This is a genomic window from Caballeronia sp. LjRoot34 (assembly GCF_964253815.1).
Lineage (GTDB): Bacteria > Pseudomonadota > Gammaproteobacteria > Burkholderiales > Burkholderiaceae > Caballeronia.
Genome location: NZ_CAXUSB020000005.1, coordinates 83,607 through 105,738, shown reverse-complemented (window position 1 = coordinate 105,738; position 22,132 = coordinate 83,607). Strand labels below are relative to the sequence as shown.

The 22,132-nt window shown below is 59.9% G+C and carries 18 protein-coding genes and 4 pseudogenes; 10 read left to right on the top strand and 12 right to left on the bottom strand.

From position 1 onward, the window contains the following. The 5 genes and pseudogenes from ACSQ36_RS43960 to ACSQ36_RS43940 form a co-directional block, all read right to left on the bottom strand. Window positions 1-251 (bottom strand): annotated as a pseudogene (locus ACSQ36_RS43960) (MaoC/PaaZ C-terminal domain-containing protein); the annotation flags it as partial. 28 nt (window positions 252-279) lie between these two features. Further along, window positions 280-2,067 carry an acyl-CoA dehydrogenase gene (locus tag ACSQ36_RS43955; protein WP_436187103.1) on the bottom strand — a complete coding sequence of 596 codons (1,788 nt, stop codon included), beginning with the start codon at window positions 2,065-2,067 and terminating at the stop codon, window positions 280-282. Between the two features lie 31 nt (window positions 2,068-2,098). Next, a pseudogene (locus ACSQ36_RS43950) lies at window positions 2,099-2,224 on the bottom strand (electron transfer flavoprotein subunit alpha/FixB family protein); the annotation flags it as partial. Next, window positions 2,223-2,462: pseudogene (locus ACSQ36_RS43945) on the bottom strand (electron transfer flavoprotein subunit beta/FixA family protein); the annotation flags it as partial. The pseudogenes ACSQ36_RS43950 and ACSQ36_RS43945, both read right to left, overlap by 2 nt. 33 nt (window positions 2,463-2,495) lie before the next feature. Then, window positions 2,496-4,136: an acyl-CoA synthetase gene (locus ACSQ36_RS43940; RefSeq protein WP_436187102.1), complete on the bottom strand. Its 1,641-nt coding sequence runs from the start codon at window positions 4,134-4,136 to the stop codon at window positions 2,496-2,498. 521 nt (window positions 4,137-4,657) lie between these two features. Here ACSQ36_RS43940 and ACSQ36_RS43935 point away from each other — a divergent pair. After that, window positions 4,658-5,329 (top strand): hypothetical protein, encoded by a 672-nt coding sequence (locus ACSQ36_RS43935; protein ID WP_436187101.1) that lies wholly within the window; start codon window positions 4,658-4,660, stop codon window positions 5,327-5,329. Window positions 5,330-5,421: 92 nt separating this feature from the next. Here ACSQ36_RS43935 and ACSQ36_RS43930 read toward each other — a convergent pair whose 3' ends face one another. From ACSQ36_RS43930 to ACSQ36_RS43905, 6 genes are all read right to left on the bottom strand, one after another. Next, a complete protein-coding gene (locus ACSQ36_RS43930) occupies window positions 5,422-6,552 on the bottom strand; it encodes an ABC transporter permease (RefSeq protein WP_436187100.1) in 1,131 nt (376 codons plus the stop codon). Between the two features lie 6 nt (window positions 6,553-6,558). Beyond that, window positions 6,559-7,695 (bottom strand): ABC transporter permease, encoded by a 1,137-nt coding sequence (locus ACSQ36_RS43925; protein WP_436187099.1) that lies wholly within the window; start codon window positions 7,693-7,695, stop codon window positions 6,559-6,561. Beyond that, window positions 7,692-8,645: an ABC transporter ATP-binding protein gene (locus tag ACSQ36_RS43920; protein WP_436187098.1), complete on the bottom strand. Its 954-nt coding sequence runs from the start codon at window positions 8,643-8,645 to the stop codon at window positions 7,692-7,694. The genes ACSQ36_RS43925 and ACSQ36_RS43920 overlap by 4 nt, the downstream gene beginning before the upstream one ends. Next, on the bottom strand, window positions 8,642-9,586 hold the full coding sequence (locus ACSQ36_RS43915) for an ABC transporter ATP-binding protein (RefSeq protein ID WP_436187097.1): 945 nt from the start codon (window positions 9,584-9,586) through the stop codon (window positions 8,642-8,644). Before ACSQ36_RS43915 ends, ACSQ36_RS43920 begins: the two co-directional genes overlap by 4 nt. After that, window positions 9,583-10,596 carry an HlyD family secretion protein gene (locus tag ACSQ36_RS43910; protein ID WP_436187096.1) on the bottom strand — a complete coding sequence of 338 codons (1,014 nt, stop codon included), beginning with the start codon at window positions 10,594-10,596 and terminating at the stop codon, window positions 9,583-9,585. Before ACSQ36_RS43910 ends, ACSQ36_RS43915 begins: the two co-directional genes overlap by 4 nt. 62 nt (window positions 10,597-10,658) lie before the next feature. Continuing rightward, entirely contained in the window at window positions 10,659-11,837 is a 1,179-nt protein-coding gene (locus tag ACSQ36_RS43905) for an alkene reductase (RefSeq protein WP_436187095.1), read from the bottom strand. 335 nt (window positions 11,838-12,172) lie between these two features. Between ACSQ36_RS43905 and ACSQ36_RS43900 the strand changes: the two genes are divergently transcribed. The 6 genes from ACSQ36_RS43900 (at window position 12,173) to ACSQ36_RS43875 (ending at window position 15,685) form a co-directional block, all read left to right on the top strand. Beyond that, window positions 12,173-12,301 carry a hypothetical protein gene (locus ACSQ36_RS43900; protein ID WP_436187094.1) on the top strand — a complete coding sequence of 43 codons (129 nt, stop codon included), beginning with the start codon at window positions 12,173-12,175 and terminating at the stop codon, window positions 12,299-12,301. Then, the gene (locus ACSQ36_RS43895; RefSeq protein WP_436187093.1) at window positions 12,298-12,828 is read left to right on the top strand and encodes a flavin reductase family protein; all 531 of its coding nucleotides are present in this window, start codon (window positions 12,298-12,300) and stop codon (window positions 12,826-12,828) included. The genes ACSQ36_RS43900 and ACSQ36_RS43895 overlap by 4 nt, the downstream gene beginning before the upstream one ends. Before the next feature lie 44 nt (window positions 12,829-12,872). After that, entirely contained in the window at window positions 12,873-13,469 is a 597-nt protein-coding gene (locus ACSQ36_RS43890) for an NAD(P)H-dependent oxidoreductase (RefSeq protein ID WP_436187092.1), read from the top strand. Between the two features lie 571 nt (window positions 13,470-14,040). Further along, window positions 14,041-14,190: a hypothetical protein gene (locus ACSQ36_RS43885; protein ID WP_436187091.1), complete on the top strand. Its 150-nt coding sequence runs from the start codon at window positions 14,041-14,043 to the stop codon at window positions 14,188-14,190. Window positions 14,191-14,284: 94 nt separating this feature from the next. Continuing rightward, window positions 14,285-14,575 carry a hypothetical protein gene (locus ACSQ36_RS43880; RefSeq protein ID WP_436187090.1) on the top strand — a complete coding sequence of 97 codons (291 nt, stop codon included), beginning with the start codon at window positions 14,285-14,287 and terminating at the stop codon, window positions 14,573-14,575. A 726-nt stretch (window positions 14,576-15,301) separates the two neighbouring features. Then, window positions 15,302-15,685 carry a hypothetical protein gene (locus tag ACSQ36_RS43875; protein WP_436187089.1) on the top strand — a complete coding sequence of 128 codons (384 nt, stop codon included), beginning with the start codon at window positions 15,302-15,304 and terminating at the stop codon, window positions 15,683-15,685. A 234-nt stretch (window positions 15,686-15,919) separates the two neighbouring features. On the opposite strand, the pseudogene ACSQ36_RS43870 reads toward ACSQ36_RS43875, so the two are convergent. After that, a pseudogene (locus ACSQ36_RS43870) lies at window positions 15,920-17,279 on the bottom strand (bifunctional enoyl-CoA hydratase/phosphate acetyltransferase). A 438-nt stretch (window positions 17,280-17,717) separates the two neighbouring features. On the opposite strand from ACSQ36_RS43870, the gene frc reads away from it, so the two are divergent. The 3 genes from frc (at window position 17,718) to yfdE (ending at window position 22,063) form a co-directional block, all read left to right on the top strand. Beyond that, complete coding sequence (frc, locus tag ACSQ36_RS43865) at window positions 17,718-18,968, top strand: formyl-CoA transferase (RefSeq protein WP_213767668.1); 1,251 nt, start codon at window positions 17,718-17,720, stop codon at window positions 18,966-18,968. A gap of 94 nt (window positions 18,969-19,062) precedes the next feature. Further along, window positions 19,063-20,775 carry an oxalyl-CoA decarboxylase gene (gene oxc / locus ACSQ36_RS43860; protein WP_436187088.1) on the top strand — a complete coding sequence of 571 codons (1,713 nt, stop codon included), beginning with the start codon at window positions 19,063-19,065 and terminating at the stop codon, window positions 20,773-20,775. Between the two features lie 112 nt (window positions 20,776-20,887). Continuing rightward, window positions 20,888-22,063: a CoA:oxalate CoA-transferase gene (yfdE, locus tag ACSQ36_RS43855; protein WP_436187087.1), complete on the top strand. Its 1,176-nt coding sequence runs from the start codon at window positions 20,888-20,890 to the stop codon at window positions 22,061-22,063. The last annotated feature ends 69 nt before the right edge of the window (window positions 22,064-22,132 follow it).

The window sequence follows — 22,132 nt, the reverse complement described above, 5'->3', positions numbered from 1 at the left end:
CAAATAGATGGTTCCCTGTCCGGCAGCTTGTTGGCAATAGCGGCCCAGATCACGCTGGCGGTCAGAACCCCGTGCGCGATACGTCCACCGAAGGACGTGGTGGCGGCAAACTCTTCGTCGATATGCAAGGCGTTATTGTCAGCCGATACCCCGGCGAACAGCACGATGTCCGCGTCGGTGATCGTCTTGGGGAAGATCGCTGTCATATCGACCGCGAGGTCTTCGATGTCATAGCCGTTGAGCTCGTTCATGGCCTTCTATCCGGTGATTGGGGTTCGCTCAGAACAGCGACTCGTCCAGCGCGAGAACCGAGCCAGCACCGTTGACGATTGCCGCGTGGAAAGCCTGCGCATCTGGCAGCACGTGTTCCGCATAAAAAAGGGCCGTGATCTGTTTGGCCCGGTAGAAGCCATCCTCCGGAGCCTCCCGCTTTGCCGCGGCGACCTGTGCCGCGCGAGCCATGAGCCAGCCTCCCGTCACAGTACCGAGCAGCTTCAGATAAGGCACCGCGCCAGCCGCGGCACTCGCCTGGTCACGCTCGTAGGTCGAAAGCAGCCATCCGGTTGCGCTCTCCAGCGCCTCGGTGCTACCCTGAAGCGATCTAGCGATCACGCGGAGTTCCTTGTTACTCGCCACTTCGAGGGCGGCCGTGGTGGTGTTCATCTGGGCTAGCAGCACATTGACCGCGGCCCCCTGGTCGCGTGCGACCTTCCTGCCGATCAGATCGTTGGCCTGAATCCCGGTCGTACCTTCGTAGATCGTCGTTATCCGCGCATCGCGCATATGCTGGCAGGCGCCCGTTTCCTCGATGAATCCGACACCACCGTGCACCTGAATCCCGGTGGACGTAACATCGACCGCATTCTCCGTACACCACCCTTTGACGACTGGCGTCAGAAGATCCGTCATGGCCAGGCACTTTTGCCGCTCGACGGCGTCCGGATGCGACTGGGCCCGGTCTATCTGGGCGGCGGTGAAGTATGCCAACGCACGCATGGCTTCAATGCGCGCTTTCATATTCATCAGCATGCGCCGGACATCCGGATGCTCGATGATCGCCACGGACCCGCTGCTCGTCGCGCCGATGGGCCGATTTTGAATGCGCTCGCGTGCATAGCCCAAAGCCTGTTGATAGGCGCGCTCGGAAATGGCCACGCCTTCCAGCCCGACGTTGAGTCGCGCGTGGTTCATCATGGTGAACATGCATCCAAGACCTCGGTTCGCTTCTCCCACCAAGTAGCCAATGGCGCCTTCATTCTCGCCGAACACCATGACCGCAGTCGGACTGCCGTGGATACCCATCTTGTGCTCGATCGACGCACAGATGAGATCGTTGCGCGGCCCCAGGCTTCCGTCGTCGTTCACCAGAAACTTGGGCACGACGAACAGCGAGATTCCCTTCGTTCCCTCGGGGGCATCCGGCAGGCGTGCGAGCACCATGTGGATGATGTTCTCCGCCATGTCGTGCTCGCCCCAGGTGATGAAGATCTTCGTGCCGCTGATGCGGTAGTGATCACCTTCGGGTTCGGCCTTGGTGCGGACCGCGGAGAGGTCAGAACCGGCTTGCGACTCCGTGAGATTCATCGTGCCGGTCCATTCGCCCGACACCATCTTCGGCAGGTAACGCCGTTTGTCCCGCTCGAAGCCGTGATGTGCGATGGCCGCCACTGCGCCGAGCGTCAGCATCTGGCAAAGTGAAAACGCCATGTTGGACGCCTTCCACATTTCGAGCACCGCCATGGACACGAGCGAAGGCAAGCCCTGCCCTCCGAAGTCCGGGCTGCCCGGCATTGCGTTCCAGCCACTTTCGACAAACTTGCTGTAAGCCTCCTTGAACCCGTCCGCAGTGGTGACCTCTCCGTCCTTGCACCTGCAGCCCTGGCGGTCGCCTTGGGCATTGATGGGAGCGAGCATCTCCATCGCGAACTTCGCCGCCTCGTCCAGAATCGCTTCGACGAGGTCGGGCGTCACTTCTCCATTGCCGGGCAACGCTGCGATTTCGGCGAGGCCAGCCAGCTCATTCATCGCGAACAGCATGTCGCGCGTCGGTGCAACGTAAGTTTTCATGTTTATGTCCTTTGCAACGAGCCAGTCATCTTCAGTCCAGCAAATCGCATAGTTCGGGTAGGGCCTCGAATAAATCAGCCTCCAGGCCATAGTCCGTCGTCTGGAAGATTGGCGCGTCTCCATCCTTGTTGATAGCAACGATCACCTTTGAATCCCGCGCCGATCGCGAGAACGGTACGCAGCGTCTCCTGACATTTGGCGATACCACATGACACCACAACTACTTCCGTCGCGACGCCGGCCTCTTTTAGCCGTACCGCCTCTTCGACGGCGATCTCGTCGAATGGATTCATCGACATCTTGACGTTGGCGAGATCCACGCGGCTTCCATCTGCATTCACGTGAGCCTTGACGTTGGAATCGAGGACGCGTTTAACGGTCACGAGTATCTTCATGGTTCACCTCACTGTGGTGGCGGGGTCACTTCCTTAGAACGCTTTGGCTTGTTCGCGCAAAGCGAATTTCTGTATCTTGCCGCTCCCGGTTCTTGTCAATGGCCCGAAGACGATTTTCTTCGGTACCTTGAAGCGAGCCATGCGTTCGCGGCAGAACTCGATGAGTTCAAGTTCCGTGGCTTGCGAGCCTTCCTTAAGTTCGACAAAGGCACATGCAACTTCCCCCCATTTCTCGTCGGGGCGCGGCACAACCGCGGCGCCAATTACCGCAGCATGGCGATACAAAACATCCTCCACTTCGAGCGAGGAAATGTTTTCGCCACCCGAAATGATCACGTCCTTAGAGCGGTCCTTGATCTTCACATATCCGTCGGGTTCGACCACCGCCATATCGCCGCTATGAAACCAGCCTCCGGCGAACTCCTTTTCTGTCTCATTTGGATTCTTGAGATAACCCTTCATGATCGAGTTACCGCGGAACATGATTTCGCCCATCGTCTGACCGTCCCACGGTACGGGCAGCATCGTCGCCGGATCGAGTACGGTCATACCCTCCTGCATGGGCGCACGCACACCCTGGCGGCCATTAAGCTGGGCGCGTTGATCCAGAGGCAGTTCGTTCCAGCCCTCCTGTTTGGCGCAAACGGCGGCGGGGCCATAGGTTTCTGTCAGACCGTACACGTGGGTAATGTCGAAGCCGATACGCTCCATCCCCTCGATAACTGAGGCTGGCGGTGCGGCGCCGGCAATACAGCCGCTCACCCTTTGCTCGATACCGACGCGCATTTCATCCGGCGCGTTGATGAGCATACTGTGCACGACCGGCGCAGCACAGAAATGGGTTACCTTATGCGCCCTGATCGCATCGAAAATCGCCTTCGGTTCCACGCGACGCAAACATACGTTGGTGCCGGCGTTTGCCGCCATCGTCCACGGATAGCACCAGCCATTACAGTGAAACATGGGCAGCGTCCACAAATAGAGCGCGTGGTGCGGCATGCCCAATGAAAGGATGTTCGACACCGCATTGAGATATGCGCCACGATGGTGGTAAACCACGCCCTTCGGGTTGCCGGTGGTGCCGGAAGTGTAGTTGAGGGCAATCGCGTCCCATTCGTCTAGTGGCAACGACCACCCGAAGTTCGGATCTCCTTCCAGCAGGAATGCTTCGTACTCTTTTTCCCCGAGAAGCTTCCCGCCTTGATGCCCAGAGTCGTCGATGTCGATGACCAATGGCCGTGCTTCGAGCATCAGCAGAGCGCGTTCGACGATTCCAGAATACTCGCGGTCGGTAATGAGGACCTTGGCTTCGCCATGCTGCAGCATGAAACCGATGGCTTCCGCATCGAGACGCGTATTCAGGGTGTTCAACACCGCGCCGATCATCGGCACGGCAAAATGGGCCTCATACATTGCCGGCACGTTAGGCGCCATCAATGCAACCGTATCGCCAACCCCGATGCCGCGCTTCGTGAGCGCCGAGGCCAGACGCCGGCATCTGTCGTAGCATTCCTTCCAGGTAATTTGCCATTCCCCGTGAATCAGGGCGATGTGATTCGGATAAACCAAGGCAGCGCGTTCGATGAAGCTTAACGGCGACAACGGAACATAGTTCGCGCCATTCTTGTCAAGTCCAAACTTGTATGGGTCAATATGCTTCACAACAGTCTCCATCCGATTCGCTGTCGAGCCACCGGTTGTTTTCAGCAAACACGTGCGACACGAACAACCTTAGTTTGCTGCAGTATGCGTATTCTCTTATCGTTTTATATCGGCCTTGGCGGCGAAGAGAAGAGCGCTCCCTCTAGGCCCGCGTGGGCGCATGATGTGTCGCGTCATTGAGAGATCGAACGGGACTTCCGTCCTACACGGCGGACCGGAGCTATTCTGACCCATCGAGTAGTTTGAGATTAGGCTTGGACGCGCGCAGCACTTTGACGTGGATCAACTTTAGGGCCTCCGCACGTTCCGCGCGATTAACTGGTGCCGTTGATCGCGTAGTTGCCAGCGTGCCTCATCGGAGTAGCATGGTTCATGCAACAATCATCCTGCTCGGCAACGGCCCGAGCCTATCGGGCAATTCGCGATGCTAAGATGCGCCGCTTCGCAGGGGACAACCGGTTGCAAGGCTACGAAAATCGACACACGCTGTTTCACGAGAAGGACATAGTGCGTTTACGCGTTGAGGATCATCTATGAGCAGTCTTCCGACATTGGAGGTCTTTCAAGACCTTTCGTTCACACCGCCAGATAAAAACGCGGCAGCATTGCGTGCAATGTTGGTCGCCAAGGTACGAAAGCCTTGGTATCACGATACCGAGACGGAATCGCGGATCATCGGGACAAAGTCGACAGCCAGCGAAGGTATCATCGTGTTCAAGCGCGAGCGCGATGATATCGCGGAAGCTGCGATCATGACGCTCTGGCCCAACGGGGCGGGTGGCTTCAAAGTGACCAACATCGTCCCACGTGACACGCATTCACTCAATGAGCGAGAGTACAACGCCGTTCTGCGGGACTTCACAGAACGTGTCGTAAGGATTGCTTCCCCGGATAGCACCATCGACTTGTCCCCGGACCGGCAAAGTCCACTCGATTGGACGAGCAAGTCAGCGGCGGACGCGCTCTGGCACTTCAGCATCTCCGCCAATAAGTTGACGGGTTCTGCCCACCCGAGCGATCAGCAGCAGTGGATGCATTTTATTGTCAGTGAGTACAAGACTGGTCATGCGAACCTTACCCCGAGCCGTCTCGCTCATTGGTTGGCGAAAGCAGCAGGCTGGTCAGACGACGTTGCGCAGGATCTCGCAATCGAATTCGAGACCGCTATCGCGCTGCTCAAGTATTACGACAAGCATCGCGAATGAGCCTGTCCGCGTCTATTTCTATACCCTTGGGCGCTCCCTCGCCCTGGATGATGGTTCCATGCGAACTTCGGGCTAATCCGTGTGTTCGCGACTCAGTCAAGAGACTTGCGGAATCGCAGCACGCTGATTGTCAGCATGACCCCGCCCAGTATGCCCATTGCCGCGAGTTGCGGCCACAGCACGGCAAAGCCAACGCCTTTGAGGAACACCGAGCGCAGCACGACGAGAAAATAGCGTAGCGGATTGATCAACGTGATCCATTGCAATATCTTGGGCATGGCCGCGATCGGAAACGCGAAGCCCGACAGGATGAAAAGCGGATTGATCAGAAAGAAATTCAGGGCAAACGCCTGTTGCTGGGTGCGCGAGAAGGTCGACAGCAGCAAGCCGAGACCGAGCGCCGCCAGCAGGAAAAGCGATGCGCCTGCCAGCATGACGAACAGATTTCCGACGAACGGCACGTGGAACCACCAGACGCCGACCGCTGTGACGAGCGCGACGTCGCCCAGGCCGATCAGGAAGAACGGCACGGTCTTGCCGAGAATGAATTCGATCGGCCTGATCGGGCTGACCATGATCTGCTCGAGCGTGCCGATCTCCCGTTCGCGAACCACTGCAAACGCCGTGAGGCTGACCACCTGCATCAGCGAGAGCGTACCAACCACGCCTGGAATGAAAAACCAGCGGTCGTCGATGGCATCGTTGTACCAGGGGCGCTCGCGCAGCGAGACCGCCACGGTGGACGGCGCCGCTCCGGCAGACTGGGGCCAGGCCTCGCTTATCTGATCGGTCTGGAATTGCGTGACTATCTGGCTGATGTAACCGAGCGCGATGAGAGCCGTGTTGGAATTGGTACCGTCCACGATGACCTGCAGCGGCGCGCTGCGGTCGCCGTTCAGATATTGCGAGAACCCTGCATGGATCACGATTGCCATCGTGGCATCGCCGGTATCGATGTCATGGGTGATCTCCGGTTCCGAGCCGGCATTGTCCACGACATAGAATTTGCCGGTGGCGGCGAAGTGCGAGACAAGGCTACGGCTTGCCTGGCTATGGTCAAGATCGAGCACGGCGAGACTCACGTGATTGACCGTGAAGGTCGCAGCATAACCATAGACAATGACCTGGAGCAGCAGCGGCACGATAAGCCGGAACATTGCCCAGCGGTCCCGCTTGAGCTCGAGAAATTCCTTCATCAGCATGACCTGCAGGCGGTCGAACATGACAGGCTAGTCCAGGTGTTTGTGGAAGGCGCGGGCTGCCATCCAGATGATTGCGACTGCATATAACGCCAGTGCGAGGATCGGCACGGCAAGCTCGGCAACGGTGCTGCCTTTCAGGAATACCGCGCGCAAGATGGTGATGTAGTAGCGCGCGTAGACGAGCAGGGTCGCGGCCTGGATCGGTGCTGGCATCTGGTCGATCGCGAAGGTATAGCCCGACAGCATGCTGGTTGGCAGCATTGTCAGCAGTAGCGCAACCTGGCTCGCGCCGAGCTGGCTGCGGATGTGAACCGAGACCAGATAGCCGATGCCAAGCACGACAAGCGTGAAGAGCGCGGTGGTGGCGACCAGCGTGACGATGTTGCCGCGAAACGGCACGTCAAACCAGAAGATCGTGCTGAGCAGGCAGAACGCGGCGTTCGCAAGCCCAATCCCAAAGTACGGCAGCAGCTTGCCGAGCATCACTTCGAGCGCGGTGACGGGGGTCGAGATGAGTTGCTCCATCGTTCCGCGTTCCCATTCGCGGGAGACCGTCAATGACGTGAGCTGCGCGCCGACCAGCGCGAGAATCACCGCGACGACCCCGGGTATGATGAAATTGCGGCTGTCCAGTCCTTCGTTGAACCAGACCCGTGGTTCCAGATCGACGAGGCCGACTGTTTTTGGCGGCAGCCCATGCGCCTGGTTCCAGCGGGACTGAAATGCCGCGGTGGTCTGGGCGATCACACCTTGGGCGTACCCGATGGCGATATTGGTCGTATTGGCATCGGTTGCATCGAACACGGTTTGTACCGAAGCGACGCCGGTCGTAGTGAATACGCGCGAAAAATCGACCGGAATGGTGACTACGCCGGCACAGGTGCCGCGGTCCATCGCGTTGCGCAGCGCACGCTCGTTGTTCAGCGGGTGGACGGCGGAGAACCAGTTCGATGAGACAAAGTTCTGCACAAGTTCGCGGCTGATCTGGCTACGTTCCTGGTCGTCGACGCACAGCGGTATGCGTCTGATGTCCAGACTGACGCCGTAACCTAGCAGCACCATCTGCAGCAACGGCATGAGCAGCGCAATCGCGAGGCTGCGCGGGTCGCGCCAGATCTGCAACGATTCCTTGTAGGCCATTGCCCACAGACGTTTCAGGTTCATCGCGGATGGGCTCCTTTGTCCGTGCGGGAGACAATCTGCACGAATACATCCTCGAGGCTGGGACGTATGGCGCGCGGCGGCGTCGACTCGATCTGCCGTTGCGCCAGCAGGGGCACGAGCCCGGCTTCGGTCACGCCGGTCCGCATCAGCACGTGCAGCCGGTCGCCGAAGATCGCTGCATCGATCACATCCGGCGTCTCGCGTAACGCCGCAAGGGCGGCGCCAAGCGGCGCGCAAACCAGTTCGAACAGATTGCCGCCGAGGTCGTGCTCGCGCAGGGCGCCTGGGCTGCCGATCGCCACCAGTCGGCCGGCGTCGATCAGCGCGATGCGGTGGCAGTACTCCGCTTCCTCCATATAGTGCGTGGACACCAGCACGGTCACTCCGCTCGCGGCAAGCTCGTGAATCAGGTCCCAGAAGCGCCGGCGCGCTTCCGGTTCGACGCCTGAGGTCGGTTCATCGAGAAACAGCACGGGTGGGCGATGCAGGATCGCGCAGCCGAGCGCGAGCCGCTGTTTCCAGCCGCCCGCGAGCGTGCGCACGAGTGTATCGTCGCGTCCCTCCAGCCCCGCCATGGCGATGGCCCGCCGGATCCGCTCGTTGATCTCGGGCCGGGGCACCCGGTAGATGCCGCAGAAAAAGCGCAGGTTTTCGCGGCAGGTCAGGTCCCCGTATAACGAGAATTTTTGTGACATGTAGCCGATGTGCGCGCGCAGCGCCTCGGCCTGCGTACCGACATCGAAACCTGCCACCGACGCCTGCCCGGCGGTCGGCGAGAGCAGTCCGCACAGCATGCGGATGGTGGTCGACTTGCCGGCTCCGTTGGGACCGATAAAGCCAACGACTTCGCCTTTGCTGATGGACAGGTCGAGGCGATCCACCGCGGTGAAGGTGCCGAATCGTTTGGTCAGCCCCGTTGCCTTGACGACGGGATCGCCGAGATCGGTCATGCTGCGCTTCCCGAGCCGACGAGCGCGACAAAAACGTCTTCGATGCCGGGCTCGACGGGCGTAATCGTCGTGTACACGATTGCCTTGCTGGCAAGGAAAGCGCCCAGTTCCGGCGTGCGGCGCGCCGCGTCGTCGACTCGCACATGCACGCGGTCGCCCATCAGCAGTGTTCCCAGCACGCCTGGCGCGTCGACAAGGGCGTCATGCACCGCGCGTGGGTCGGGCGCCATGACGGCGAGCAATGCCCCCGGCATGGCCTGCTTGAGCCGCGCTGGTGTGTCGCATTGACGGATTTCGCCGGCATGCAGCAGCGCCAGACGTGAGCAGCGTTCGGCCTCGTCCATATACGCGGTGGACAGCACGATGGTGACGCCGCTTTCACGCAGGTTGTACAGGATTTCCCAAAAATCGCGCCGTGACACAGGGTCCACCCCGGTTGTCGGTTCGTCGAGCAACAACACGCGCGGTGTGTGAATCAAGGCGCAGACGAGACCGAGCTTCTGCTTCATGCCGCCGGACAATTGGCCGGCCAGACGCTGCCTGAACGGCACGAGGCCCGCGGCCTCGAGAAGCTGGTCGCTGCGCGCGCGTTGTGTCTTGCGCGGCACGCTGAACAGTTCGCCATAGAAAGCAATGTTCTCGGCGACGGTCAGATCCTCATACAGGCCGAAGCGCTGCGGCATATAACTGAGCGCCGCCTTGGCGCGCTCGGGCGCTGCCACGACGTCGATATCCTCCAGCCGGATTTCGCCGGAGTCTGGGCGCAGCACGCCGGCGAGCATGCGCATGATGGTGGTTTTGCCCGCGCCGTCCGGCCCGACGAGCCCGAAGATTTCCCCTCGCGCGATGTCGAAGCTGATACCGCGCACGGCATGCACAGATCCGAAGCTGCGGATCAGCGCATGCGCGTGGATGGCGGGGCCCGTTGGCATGGTGCTCATTTGCCGGGTGCCAACAGCGCGATCGACGCATCGGCGGGCATGCCCGGCAACAGTTCGTGGGTCGGGTTGTCGATATCGACACGAATCCGGTACACCAGCGTTACGCGTTCCGCGTGCGTCTCGACCGTTTTCGGCGTGAACTCTGCCTGAGGGGAAATGAAGCTGATATGGCCGTGATAGGTCTTGCCGGGGTAAGTGTCGGTCGTCACGTCGACAGCTTCGTGCAGACGAACCTTGCCGATATCAGGCTCGTTCACATAGGCGCGCAGCCAGACATGGTCGAGTTCGTCGAGCGTAAAGATGGCGACACCGGCGCCCGCAAGCTGGCCAAGTTCCGCTTCGCGCACGGCGATCACCCCATCAAAGGGGGCGCGTAGCACCGTGTAAGACAGCATCACCTGGTCGAGTTTGAGCTTTGCATCGGCGGCGGCCTGGTTCGCGCGCGCGAGCGCGATGTTGTTGCGTGCGACCTCCACTAGTGCCCGATCGTGCGCGAGCGTGGCGGCGGATTGCCGCTCGGCAGTAAAAGCAAGATCGCGCGCCTGAACGGCGACTGCATTGCCTTTCACGAGGGTTTCGTCACGCGCGAGATCCAACTGCTTTTCGGCAAGGTCGAACTGGTCGCTAATGACGCTGTTATGAGCGGCAGCCAGCGTGCTTTCGTTCGCGCTGATCTGCGCGCTGGCAACGTCCAGGTCGGTGCGGTCTATTTCGGTTTGCTGAAGATACAGGCGATCGTCGAGCCGTGCGAGCACCGTATCGCGTTTGACGGATGCGCCTTCGTCAAACGGCAGATAGACAATCGGCGCCTGCACTTGCGTGACGCTCAGGACACTTTCGTGCGCCTCGATGTTGCCGGATACGATGATCCCGCGGGCGTCCGGAGCGGGACCGAACAGCGTCGGCCAGCGCCACGCGCCGTAGCCGCCGATAGCGACAACGAGAAGCGTGAGCGCCAGCAGAACCTGCAAGCGGTGTGCTGATACAGCAGTGTGGAGTTTATCGAACACGGTTGTTTTATGTTTTGTTGTGACGAAACCGTTGGGTCATCCTCAATATCGGTGCCACCCGATCATCCCGGAGTGGCTGCGTCCTTGCTGCCGCCGCATGAGGCCCAGCGCCTCGCCGTATCGAACTCGGCTGGCGTGAGGGCCGGATAGTCTGTGTAGCCTGCCGCACTGCCACCGAAGAATGTCGTCCGGTCTGGGGCGTTCAGCCGCGCCCCGATACGCAGGCGCTCCACGAGGTCCGGGTTGGCAATGTAGAGCCTACCAAATGAGACGAGATCGGCCAGATCGTGCCGACGCGCATTCAGCGCCAGTTTCAGGTCATAGCCGTTATTCGCCATGTAGAGTCCCTTGAACAACCGCCGCAGATGCTGGAAGTCGAATCCGTCCGGATGCTCGCGCGGTCCCTGCGTCACGCCTTCAATGATGTGGATATAGGCCAGACCGAACGCATTCAGTTGCTCGACGGCGTAGCCGTACGTTGCGGCGGGATCGCTGTCGAGCGCCGCGCCGTTGACCGGGCTGACCGGTGACAGACGAATGCCGGTGCGCTCGCCGCCGCAGACTTCGGCGACCGCTTCGACCACTTCGAGCAGAAAACGCGCACGGTTTTCCCGCGAACCACCGTAGGCATCGGTGCGCCGGTTGGTGCTGTCGCGCAAGAACTGCTCGATGAGGTAGCCGTTGGCCGCATGGATCTCGACACCATCAAAACCGGCTGCCAGGGCGTTTTGTGCCGCACGGCGATACTGGTCGACGATCGCGGGAATTTCCGTCGCATCCAGCGCGCGCGGTGTCGGGCAGGGCTGGAAGCCCGACGCGGTATAGGAGGTGGCCTCCGGTCTGAGCGCCGAAGGAGCGACCGGCAACGCGCCGCCTGGCTGCAACGATGAGTGGGACACCCGGCCGACGTGCCAGAGCTGCGGAAAAATTCGGCCGCCTCGAGCATGGACGCCTTCTGTTACGTGCCGCCAGCCCTCGACCTGCGCATCGTCATGGATGCCCGGCGTCAACGCATAGCCTCTTGCGGCCGGCGAGATGTTGACGCCCTCGCTGATGATCAGTCCGGCAGAGGCCCGCTGCGCATAGTGCTCGGCAATCAGTGGACCGGGGATACCGTGCTCGTCCGCGCGGCTGCGCGTCAGCGGCGCCATGACGATACGGTTTGCCAACTGATAGGACCCGAGTCGAACCGGTTGAAACAGGTCACTGAGTGCCTGGGCCGTTTCTATCCTGCTTCCCATTGATCTCTCCTCGCGTGCAGCCCGACTCGAGGCTGGCTAGCAGTGGCCGGCAGTGCATGCACCGGAACACCACGAGCGTAGACCGTCAAAGGCAGCCCCCTTTGACCTTGGTCAACGATGGAACCCGTCAGTCCACACGGACAGTCGTGCTAATGGGTGTCATCAGCGGTGATTTACCCTGCTGAACACAGTTTGATCCAACGCAAGGTCGCTGCAAACTGTCGAGCGTCTACTTGATGGGTGCCAGATGGGTGCCCGGTTTACGTTTAAGCCATCTGGCCATCGACCGTGGCCGGGAAGCAGGTGCTTTCCGGTAATCCATGAGGAGAGTACCCATGCAGCTCCAAATCACCATGACGGCGCTTGTGGTCGTCTCCACACTGCTTACCATTGCAACGTTCAGCCGCATGGCGGTCGCCCGGCTGATCATCCAAAAAGTCGCGGTGCGGCGTCGGGTGCCGTGAAAGATCTGCCACTTTCCGATGTCTATCAGTTGCTGGAACCGGGTCCTGTAGTCCTGCTTACGACCTTTCATAACGGACGTGCGAACGTTATGACGATGTCATGGCACATGATGGTCGAATTTACGCCACCGCTGGTGGCGTGTGTGGTCAGCCGCGTGGATTACAGCTTTGCCGCGTTACGGGCGACCCGCGAATGCGTGATCGCAGTCCCGGCGGTGAAGCTTGCGCCGAAAGTGGTGAAAATCGGCAATTGCTCGGGACGCGAGATCGACAAATTCGAGACGTTAGGCTTAACGCCATTGCCGGCCGAATGCATCGCAGCGCCACTGATCGCGGAATGCTTCGCCAATCTCGAATGCAGGGTAGTCGAGATGCGGCTAGTGAATAAATATGACCTCTTTGTGCTGGAGGTGCTAAAAGCATGGCGGGATCCGGTTCAGCGCAATCCGAAGACAATCCACCATCGGGGATATGGCGTATTCGTCGTCGACGGCGAAACGATCCGGCTGAGATCACTGATGCCGTAGTGAACAGTCTATCAGGATGCGTTAGGTTAAATTTTGGAGAATATATGAAACACGTGGTCGTGGTGGCACATCCCGTCGAAGACAGCTTTACGATGGGACTCACGCGTGCCTATACCGATGAACTGGAAAAGCTCGGACATACCCAGCGGACATGTGATCTTTATCGCATGGGTTTCGACCCTGCCTTGACTGCACGCGAGTTGACGCCCGCTAGTGCCGGACAGCCGGTCTGCGCCGATGTGGCGCTGGCGCAGGATGAGATTCGCGCCGCCGATGTCCTTGCCTTGATTTATCCGCTCTGGTGGATGTCGATGCCGGCGATGATGAAAGGCTACGTCGACCGGGTCTTCGCCCGCGGCTTCGCTTACGAATCCAGTCAAGGTGTGGTGCACGGCCTGCTAGGAGGGAAGAAGGCAGTCCTGATTACCTGCTCGGGCGCGCCGCTACCACTATTGGTGAAGAGCGGTAACTGGAACGCCGTGCAGGTCCTGCAGGATACCCATATCTTCCGATCAACTGGCTTCGAATTGATCGACCATCTTCATTTCGACGAGATCGCTCCGTCTTTGCCGGAGACCGTGGCCGCGCAGCACATGGAACGCGTCCGGTCCTTCGCGCGGCAGCATTTTTATGGCTGCTAGCTTATGGCTGCTAGCGCGCTTTTACGCTACACAACGATACACACGGTCTGCAATGGAGCATCGTGAATGAGTGCATTTCCGCCAGCTGCTATCGGAACGCAAACTCACGCGCCCGGTCTTCGATTGCTCCAGGACGCGCAGTTTTGTAACCGGTAACGCGCCACAAGCGCAGTGTTGTCACCGGCGTTGATGTGGCGCAATTGCGCGCCGGTATGTCGAACTTATCCTGATATTAGACATTGCGTCAGGATGAGTAAAAGGAGCGGCAGTGATGCGATGCGCGAGTCGACGAAATCGATACCGATGGTTAGTCGTGTCAGTTAATGTAGTAATCCTTATGGTAATAATTGCGATCGGTATGACATGGGCTGGTTCGACTTATGACCATCCAATCGACAGATCGATCGTGGTCGGCATGGGGGCACCAGAGTGCGCCGAAGTTCGCGCGATGCGAGCTGGCTCTCTACTTCTCGCAAGACAGCCGGACAGCGATATTTGCCGGTCCTTTTTCCTTTACCGAACTACGTTCCCGGATGCTGCAGATGATCTGCATTCCTATATGGCGTCTGTCATGCAGGATCGGATTGGTGAATTCCGGCAACTGGTGGGTTACGTTTGCCTGCTTTGGCTCGCCGTCGCAGGTGTCGTCATTGGCTTGACGTACGCCGTTCGCTTTGGATATCAACGGTACTGGCGCGGCACACAGCGGCAAAAAGACTGAACACCCATACGACACGCGTTGTTCCGGGCGAAGCCTTCTATAGCCGCAACACTGCGCAATCTGATATCCCACACGAATTTGAAGGAGATAAGTCATGGAAGCAAGCGATCCGGAACGGCACCACGAATTGCAAACACTGCTTGGAAAGATGCGGCGTGAGATATCCGGTCCCATGACCGGCTTCGAACACCTCCACAAGGAGCCATTGCGGGTGGCTCATTATCGACGAAGCACACAAGGAGCTGATGGCTTTGTCCATAGCGATTGGGTTGCGGTGACTGTATTGCATACCATGCGCATGGCGCACTGCATGTGGGTGCCGCGCAACAGGAGACTCTTTGACACGGTAAGTGTTACCTCATCATGGGCGGCGGCCCCGCGATGATGTATGCGTGGCGATGACGCTGCGGCTTTCGAAACATCTTCTGAAGGCGCTGCGAGGCGAAGTTGGACCAGCTTGCATCGCTCGCGGCGCTCGGTGCAGGCACCGAGCGCCGGGTGTCCGAAGATCCGGCGCACTTTGCCGCATCGACGTTACGTCCGCCTTCGGATCTGGCCTTCATGGCAAAAAATAGGGCGGTTTGTTATCCGACAGTTTGACCCATAAACGTCGACTTGCGATCTGTTGCCTCGCATGCCGACCGATGCACGATCGCGTTGTGGGCTTCCCAACAAGGAATGCCAGATTAGGAGCCTGCCGCGATTCACACCGCAAGAGATTATTGCCAACTTGCTGCCCAATCCGAACGTGCGCGTCGCACAATACGCCAAAACCGGCGACCAAATGATCCTCCGAGACGCGTAGACTTTTTGGTCATATGACACAGATCAATATTGCGACTCTCGTTGCGGTAATAATTTAATAACCAACATTATCGAGCGGGTGGCCGAAGCCACCAGTGCGAAAACGAACCGATGGTCTTAGCAGCGACTCTGAAAGTCGTCGGAGAGAAACGCCCCGATAGATTGAATTGTGAATCTGGTAACGATTGACGCGGAATGCGGTGACCCAATTGGATGCACAGTTACCGTCGTGCGAAGCGGGACACACATGCTGCTGCGTCGTCTTTGTGGCAAACGAGCTAATTACCTTTATCAATGGGAGAGGAACATGTTGTTTTTAACGAAAAAGAAATTTGGGGTACTCGTAGCTACAGCTGTACTGACCGTCTGCTCTATCGCTTCGGCGACAGAACAGACTGCAAGCTCCGGTAGTCATGTCACTGATTTCGCTTCAGATGCGGCTCCAGTCGTCAATGGTGCAACCGTGAAGGCATCTCAAGCAAAGCCGACCAAGGCTGAACGCAAAGTGGCGCGAGAGCAGGCTCGGGAGGAACGCCGGGCTGAGCGCAAACAGGCCCGAGCAAAGCGAAGCGCCGAATTGAAGAAGCTTGAGGAGGCAGGATATCGTCCGGGACAAGACGACCCGAACTATCCAGATGATTTGCAGAAGGCAGAGAAGAAGGCTGGAATAGGTGCGGGCACTAGTCAGTAACTTCCTCAGAATAGCAATGCAGTTGGCCCCTTTGCAGGAATCTAGTGTCTTCGAAAGGTTTTTCGCGGTATCGTCTGAGGCGCGAGAGAGGTCAATATGCAAAGTATTCCTCATATTTCCGGATCGTATAATTTATCAGCGACGCACGGATGGATTCCGCTAGTCCCTTTGATCTGTGCTTTGACGATCACGGGCATAACCTCAATGCTGTACCGCGCAGATCGATGAAGTCACTCATGCCGTTGCTCCCTGAACGTGACGAAGGCTGCGATGCGCGACGTTGCGGGCAAGCGTCACGGACCCGAACCGCGCGCAGGCTGTTAGCCCGGCTGGTCAGGACGATCCGCGGGCGCGCGCCGAGCACTAGGCGGAGTAGATCATCTGCTTTGCCAGCATGTTGCCGGCTTTCAGGTCGGGTACGGGCAGGATGTCCGCCTGCCCGTACCCGGCGAGACGATGCCCAGGTCCTCGCGGCCTCAGGCTGATGGCGTTGTCGAAGACGAGCGGGCGTTGCCCAGCGCCTTGCATCTGGCCTCGCGCCGCCATCACGGTCAGAGCCGCGGCATTCGCGGTCTCCACTGCGGCGAGCACGGCCACGCGCGGCGTTTCGATGCCCCGCAGGTGCAGTAGGTCGATCGTGTTCTGGTAGATATCGCGTTTCTGCTTGAGCAAGAGCGTGACATTGATCGCGGCGTCGGTGACGAACGAGTGCCTTGGATAAGCCTGGACCTCCATCGTATACGCGTGGCTAATGCGCCGTTCGATGCGCAGCCTGAGGTCGTCTCACGATCGCCGCGAGCAGTTCGCTCGTTCGCAGGCTGCTCTTCATTTGCGTGGCCGCCTCGCCCGTGGCGCCCATTTCCACGACACGCGCCGCGGCCGCAAGGCTGTACTCGACCGCGTCGATCGCCACCCCTACGAGACTCATCTGCGCCCGTTCCGTGGCGGCCCTGATCTTTGCTTCCGGTCCGATCTACACGGGGCCGATCATTCCCTCGTTGCGGGCCTCGATCGCGGCTGCGATCGCTTCCGCGGAACAAGGATGCACGATGGCCGTGCGCAGCGAAGGCAGCGCTTTGGCTTCGCGGATGAACGCGGTAACGATCGTGCTGGCGCACCGAGACGTCCGGATGGGCTCTACGCGACCATGTCACAGGCTCGGCCGACGCGATCACCGTGGCCACGCCGAGCAGGACCACGTCGCCGTGCTGGTTAGTGCAACGCGTATCGAGATGCACGATCCGCTTGTCCGCGCGCTTTTCCCTCACGTTCACCGTGGCCGTCACGAGATCACCCGGCACGAACGGATGCTGGAACTGCAACTCCTGGTCGAGGTAGATCCGTGTCCGGTCCAGGCAGTCGCGTGCCCAGCAGCGCCGAGTACAGGTCCGCCGTCCACATGCCCTGCATGACCGCATGGCCAAACCTGTGATGAGCGCCGAACGCGGCATCGACATGTGCGGGATTGACATCGCCCGATATCACGGCGAACAGCTGGATATTTGTCGAGTCCGGCAAGGCGAACGAGCGAGGCCGATTCGCGGATCGCGAGTTCATCGAAGGTGCGGTTGTGAAAGAGGGGCCCTCCATGGATCGCTCTCGGTGCGCAAGCACCGGTGCATTGGCGGTATTGCTCGCGACCGCGCTGCGCCATGAGGACAACGCTAACCGCGCAGCAGCTGCGACGATTGATTGTATCAACTGCGACGGCATCGCCATTCATCGCGACCGGACATTCACGGCTTTCCTTACGAACGCCCGTCGGACAATGAAAACGATAAACAAACAGAAATAAATGCGGGAATCGCGTGTCGACCGATGTTTGATACAGGTCATATTCGCGGCCTCCTACCGCTATAGAGTCGGCCAGGTCCACCCACGCGGCGCCTTCGAAGTCGAAGCAGGCTCCGGGCATAGCTAGGCACTCGTTGGCGTTTGAGACCCGTTCGCGGCCGATCAGGCACGCGTCTTGGGCAGCAGCACCGATGGAGTCCGCATTTGCCATTCATTGCACTTACACCGGAGTTACACCATGAGCTTACCTCTTGCGGGAATCAAAGTTATCGACTTCACGGGCGTACAGGCGGGTCCTGCCTGCACGCAATTACTGGCGTGGTTCGGAGCGGAGGTGCTGAAGGTCGAGCGGCCGGGAGTGGGCGATGTCACGCGCCGTCAACTCCGTGACATTCCCGATGTGGATGCCCTTTATTTCACGATGCTCAACAGCAACAAGAAGTCGCTGGAATTGAATACCAAGACGCCGGAAGGCAAGGAGATCATGGAGAAGCTCATTCGGGAAGCCGATGTGCTGGTCGAAAATTTCGGGCCCGGCGCGATGGACCGGATGGGGTTCACCTGGGAACATATCCAGGAACTCAACCCGAAGATCATCTTCGGCTCGGTCAAGGGTTTCAGCGACAACTCCCCGTATGCGGACATCAAGGTGTATGAGAATGTCGCGCAATGCGCCGGAGGGGCCGCCTCGACCACCGGCTTTTGGGACGGCCCGCCTACCATCAGCGCGGCGGCCTTAGGCGACAGCAATACCGGCATGCATCTGGCAATCGGCATCCTGACGGCCCTGATCGGGCGTCAGAAAACGGGCAAGGGCCAAAAGGTCGCGGTCTCGATGCAGGACGCCGTGCTGAACCTGTGCCGCGTCAAGCTGCGCGACCAGCAGCGATTGGAGCGCGTCGGCTTCCTGGAGGAATATCCGCAGTATCCCAACGGCACGTTCAGCGATGTGGTGCCTCGCGGGGGCAATGCCGGCGGCGGCGGTCAGCCGGGCTGGGTGCTCAAGTGCAAGGGTTGGGAGTCGGATCCGAACGCGTACATCTATTTCACTATCCAGGAGCAGGACTGGGGCCCAACCTGCCAGGCGCTCGGCAAGCCGGAATGGGCCGAGGATCCCGCCTACGCGACGGCGCACGCGCGCCAGCCGCACATCTTCGATATCTTCGCCGACATCGAAAAGTGGCTGGCTGACAAGACCAAGTTCGAGGCGGTGGAGATTCTGCGCAAGTTTGGGGTTCCCTGCGCCCCTGTGCTCAGCATGAAGGACATCGCCTACGATCCGGCGTTGCGTTCGAGCGGCACCGTGGTCGAAGTCAAGCAGAAAATCCGCGGCACCTATCTCACCGTCGGAAGCCCGATCAAGTTCTCGGACTTCACCCCGGAGATCACCGGGTCTCCATTGCTCGGCGAGCATACGGACGAAGTGCTCGCGGGCCTCGGGTATAGCCCGGTCCAGATCGCTAGGATGCGTGAGGCGAAGGTCGTCTGACGGCGCCGTGTCATTGCCGTGAGGACCGAGCCGGACATGGCTTCGCGGTCAAACGAATTCTACGCAATCCAGTCATTGCGAAAGGTTTTTCACGATGGTTATCGAAGCGCAATCTCCACCTGCGACCGACGGGTTTCATCTCGTGGTCGACGCCCTCAAGCTCAACGGAATCGACACTATCTATGGCGTCGTGGGCATTCCCATCACCGACCTGGCCCGCCTCGCCCAGGCGGAAGGCATCAGGTACATCGGCTTCCGGCATGAGCAGTCGGCTGGAAACGCAGCTGCGATCTCGGGCTACCTGACGCAGAAACCGGGGATCTGCCTGACCGTTTCCGCCCCAGGTTTCCTCAACGGCATGGTGGCGCTCGCCAACGCGACCACGAACGGTTTTCCGATGATCCAGATCAGCGGATCGAGCAACCGGGCGATTGTCGATCTGCAGCAGGGCGACTACGAGGAACTCGATCAGATGAATGCCGCCAAGCCTTACGTCAAGGCGGCCTTCAGGGTCAACAAGCCCGAAGATATCGGCATCGGCGTGGCGCGCGCCATCCGCGCGGCCATATCGGGCCGTCCTGGCGGCGTTTATCTGGACTTGCCTGCGGATGTGCTCGGCGCCTCGCTCGACGCGGACACGGCTGCGCAATCGCTGATCCGCGTGGTCGATCCGGCGCCCCGGCAGATCCCGGCACCCGATTCCATTGCGCGCGCGCTCGACCTGCTCGCGAACGCACAGCACCCGCTCGTCATTCTCGGCAAGGGCGCTGCCTACGCGCAGGCTGACGACGATATCCGGTCGTTCCTCGAGACAACCGGTATTCCCTTTCTGCCGATGTCTATGGCGAAGGGGCTCCTGCGCGACGACCATCCCCAGTGCGCGGCCGCGGCGCGATCGTTCGTGCTTGCCCAGGCCGACGTCGTGATGCTGATCGGCGCGCGGCTCAATTGGCTGCTTGCCCACGGAAAGGGACCACAATGGTCACCCACCGTGCGCTACATCCAACTGGACATCTGTCCCACGGAAATAGACAGCAATCGTCCCGTTGCCGCGCCTGTCATCGGCGACATCGGCTCTGCCATGTCGGCGTTGCTGGCAGCGCTCAAGCCGGGGCAGGTTTGCGTCAGCCCCGCATGGCGCGACGCGATCGCCGAACATAAACGGCACAATGCCGAGCGCATGGCGGCGCACCTCGACGCCAATCCGAGCCCGATGGACTTCTACAACTCGTTTCGGGCGATTCGCGACGTGCTCGCGAAAAGGCCGGATGTCTTCGTCGTCAATGAAGGAGCCAACACTCTCGACTTCGGCCGCAACATCATCGATATGCACGAGCCGCGCAAGCGTCTCGACTCCGGGACATGGGGTGTGATGGGAATCGGCATGGGGTACGCCATCGGCGCCGCGATCGTCAGCGGCAAGTCCGTTGTTGCCATCGAAGGCGACAGTGCCCTCGGTTTCAGCGGCATGGAACTCGAAACCATTTGCCGGTACCAGTTGCCGATCGTCGTCGTGGTCTTCAATAACGGCGGGGTCTACCGGGGCGACGATGTCAATCGCAGCGGCCAATCGGACCCCGGGCCGACCGTCCTCATGAAGGATGCGCACTACGAAAGGCTCATCGAAGCATTCGGCGGAGCCGGCCACTACGTCAAGGATCCACAGAGCCTTTCCAAGGCGCTGACCGATGCGCTTGAGTCAGGAAAGCCGGCACTTATCAACTGTGTGATCGACCCTAAAACCGGGACCGAAAGCGGTCATCTCAAAAGTCTGAACCCGCAAAGCGCTGTCGGCGGCAGGAAGTAAGGCGAACCATGCACGAGCGCCGCGATGCAGGTTTCCACGCAGGTCTCGGATACGCGGGTTGCCGGCATGAAGCCATGCGAACCCGCATCACCATTCATAGAGGTAGTCTGCAATGTCATCCGCCCAAGTCGAAAGAGTCGCGGGTCCTTTTTCGGGCCTGCTCGTGATCGATATGACCCATGTTCTCAATGGTCCTTTTGGCACGACGATCCTGAGTGATCTCGGCGCGCGCGTCATCAAGATCGAGCAACCGGGTCACGGTGACGACACCCGTACCTATGGACCCTTTGTAAAGGACCAGTCTCTCTATTTCAGTTTCGTGAATCGCGGGAAAGAAAGTGTTGTGCTCGATCTTAAAGCCGAGGGCGACCGGGAGATTTTCCTGAACATGGTCCGGCAGGCCGACGTGCTGGCCGAGAACTTTCGGCCCGGCACGATGAAGCATCTGGGCTTCTCCTACGAAGAACTCTCGGCGATCAATCCGCGGTTGATCTATGCATCGTCCTCGGGTTTTGGACAGACCGGCCCGCTTGCGACTTTCCCGGCCTATGACACGATCATCCAGGCGATGAGCGGCATCATGGACGAGACCGGCTTTGCCGACGGTCCTCCCACTCGCGTCGGGACCTCCCTGTCGGATCTTTGCGGCGGCGTGTTCATGTTCAGCGGCATTGCGAGCGCGCTCTATGCACGGGAGAAAAGCGGCAAGGGCGCGCATGTCGACGTGGCCATGTTCGACGCTACGCTGGCCTTCCTCGAACACGGATTCATGGCGTACGTCGCCACCGGCCATGCACCGACGAGGATCGGCAATCGGCATCCGTACATGGCGCCGTTCGATGTCTTCGAGGCATCGGACAAGCACTTCGTCATCTGCTGCGGGAACGATCACCTGTTTAGCCGGCTGTGCAGCGCCATTGGCCGTCCGGAACTTGCCTCCGACGCCCGCTTCATAGCGAATCAAGATCGGATGGAGCATCAAGCCGTGCTGAAGGAGGAATTGCAGGTCACGCTGAAGAAGCAGGCGGCGCAATATTGGTTGAAGGTGATCCACGAAGCAGGCGTGCCCGTTGCTCCGCTCCTGAACGTGGCCGAGGCGGCCGAACTTCCCCAGACTGCGGCCCGCAACATGCTGATCGAAGCGGGCGGGGTCCGGATGCCCGGCAATCCGGTCAAGATCAGCGGCTACGAGGATCCGAAAACGAGGGTGGGCGCGCCCACCCTCGATCAACACGGCAAAGCCGTGCGAGCCGAGTTCGCCTCGCGTATTCCCGTGGCACAGAACTAGGCACCGGCGGGCGCCGCGAGCGAATGGCGCGCAGGGCGCGTGTCCTTGTCATTCGTCGCCGGAGCCAAG